This is a genomic window from Streptomyces sp. NPDC001904 (assembly GCF_040297005.1).
Taxonomy (GTDB): domain Bacteria; phylum Actinomycetota; class Actinomycetes; order Streptomycetales; family Streptomycetaceae; genus Streptomyces.
In genome coordinates this window covers 1-2,157 of the sequence record NZ_JBEOYI010000068.1, presented here as the reverse complement: position 1 = coordinate 2,157, position 2,157 = coordinate 1, and the positions used below count along the sequence as shown (strand labels likewise).

The 2,157-nt window shown below is 73.8% G+C and carries 2 protein-coding genes; one reads left to right on the top strand and one right to left on the bottom strand.

Annotated features, from left to right (window positions below):
* Nucleotides 1-165: 165 nt before the first annotated feature.
* Complete coding sequence (locus ABT127_RS39275; RefSeq protein ID WP_351461387.1) at nucleotides 166-1,074, bottom strand: LysR family transcriptional regulator; 909 nt, start codon at nucleotides 1,072-1,074, stop codon at nucleotides 166-168.
* A gap of 99 nt (nucleotides 1,075-1,173) precedes the next feature.
* On the opposite strand from ABT127_RS39275, the gene ABT127_RS39270 reads away from it, so the two are divergent.
* Complete coding sequence (locus ABT127_RS39270; protein WP_351461384.1) at nucleotides 1,174-2,103, top strand: EamA family transporter; 930 nt, start codon at nucleotides 1,174-1,176, stop codon at nucleotides 2,101-2,103.
* The last annotated feature ends 54 nt before the right edge of the window (nucleotides 2,104-2,157 follow it).

Here is a 2,157-nt window from a genome sequence, read left to right as displayed (position 1 = left end):
GGGAACTGCGCGAGAAGCCCCACCGGCCGGCAGCCGGGCGACAACCCCAGAAGCCCCCCGCGCCCCTGAGAGGCCTGCGGCCTTCAGGGGAGGCTGCGCGTCAGCGCATGCCTCAGGGGCGCGGGGAACTGCGCGACCAGCCCCACCGGAGCCGCGGACGGGGAACTACCGGAGGAGGCAGGCGGAACCCTGATCGCGCAGCGCCTGGACGGTGGCCGTGATGGCGGGGCGCCGCGAGATCCCGGCCCGCCACAAGGCGTACACCCGCCTCCGCGGCAACGGATCGAGCCCGACCACCACCACCCCGTCCGGCAGCGGCCCCCGCCCGAGCCGGGGAATCACGGCCACCCCGAGCCCGGCCGCCACCAACGCCACCAGCGTCGGATTCTCGTCGGCCCGGTGCACGATCTCGGGCTCGAACCCGGCCCCCCGCATCGTCCGCACCAGCCAGTCGTGGCACACCCGCCCCGCAGGCTGCGACACCCACCGCTCCCCGCCCAACTCGGCCCGCCGCACCGCCTCCCGCCCGGCCAGCGGATGCCCCGCCGGCACCAGCAGATCGCACAGATCGTCCCCGATGACGGCCTGCTCCAGCCCGGCGGGCGCCGGCAGCGGCGCGATGTCCCAGTCGTGGGCCACGGCGAGATCGACGGCCCCCTTCGCGACGAGGTCGACCGACAGATGCGGGTCGACCTCGGTGAGCCGGGCGTCGAGAGCGGGATGCCGCTGAGCCAGCGCCGCGAGCGCCCCGGGCAGCAGCCCGCGCGCCGCCGAGGCGAACGCGGCGATGCTCAGCTGCCCCGCGGGCACCCCGCGCCGCTCCTCGAGCTCGGTCTCCGCGCGCTCCATGACGGCCATCAACTCATGCGCCGTACGGGCGAGTTGCCGGGCCTCTTCGGTGAGCTTCACGCCCCGGCCCTCACGCTCCAGCAGCACCGTCCTGGTCTCCCGCTCCAGCTTCGCGATCTGCTGGGACACGGCGGACGGCGTGTACCCGAGCGCGGCCGCCGCGGCGCCCACGGTGCCGTGCACGGAGACGGCGTGCAGCGCGCGCAACCGCTGAAGATCCAACATCGACGAACCCCTCCCGCGCCTTCTCCTTAGCGGTGCTTCATCCCACCATGCAGCAATCTTCGCTGGTGCTACATGGTCGTGGGGCGTGATCCTCGACGCATGAGACCCGCACACACCGGCCTCGCCGTGCTCGTCGCCGCCCTGTGGGGCGTGAACTTCGTCGTCATCGACATCGGCCTCGCCCACTTCCCGCCGCTGCTCTTCTGCGCCCTGCGCTTCCTGCTGGCGGCGCTGCCCGCGGTGTTCCTGGTCGGCCGGCCGTGCGTGCCGTGGCGCTGGATCGTGGGCCTGGGACTCGCCCTCGGCGTGGGCAAGTTCGGGCTGCTGTTCGTCGGCATGAACACGGGAATGCCCGCGGGGCTGTCCTCCCTGGTGCTCCAGGTGCAGGCGGTGTTCACGGCGCTGATCGCGTTCGCGTTCCTGGGGGAGCGCCCGCGGCCGGTGCGGGTCGCGGGCATGGCGGTGGCGCTCGCCGGGATCGCGGTCGCCGCCGTCGACGAGGGCTCTTCGGGCCCGCTCGGCGCCTTCGCGCTGGTGCTCGTCGCCGCCGTGTTCTGGGGCGTGGCGAACGTGCTGACCCGCAAGGCGGCCCCCGAGGCCCCCTTCAACTTCATGGTGTGGTCGAGCGCGGTCCCCGTGCTGCCCCTGTTCGGCCTGTCGCTCCTCTTCGAGGGCCCGGCGACGGACGCCCGCGCGCTGGCGTCCCTCGATCTGCCCGGGGTCGGCGCGATCGTGTACGTGGCCCTGGTGACGACCCTGTTCTGCTTCAGCGCCTGGAGCCGGCTGCTGCGGCGCTACGACGCCTCGACCGTCGCTCCGTACTCGCTGCTGGTACCGGTGTTCGGGATGTCGTCGGCGGCGCTGTTCCTGGGGGAGTCGGTGAGTGCCCTGCGCTGGTGCGCGGCTGCTCTCCTGGTCGCCGGGGTCGCTCTGACCTCCCTCGGTACGTCGGTCCGCCCGCGGGCCGGTGGGGCTTCTCGCGCAGTTCCCCGCGCCCCTGAGGCATGCGCTGCGCGCAGCCTCCCCTGAAGGCCGCAGGCCTTTCAGGGGCGCGGGGAACTGCGCGACCAGCCACGACGGACC

Coding starts and splice junctions, on each gene's coding strand:
- ABT127_RS39275 (WP_351461387.1), bottom strand. CDS start 1,074: ATGTTGGATCTTCAGCGGTTGCGCGCGCTGCACGCCGTCTCCGTGCAC.
- ABT127_RS39270 (WP_351461384.1), top strand. CDS start 1,174: ATGAGACCCGCACACACCGGCCTCGCCGTGCTCGTCGCCGCCCTGTGG.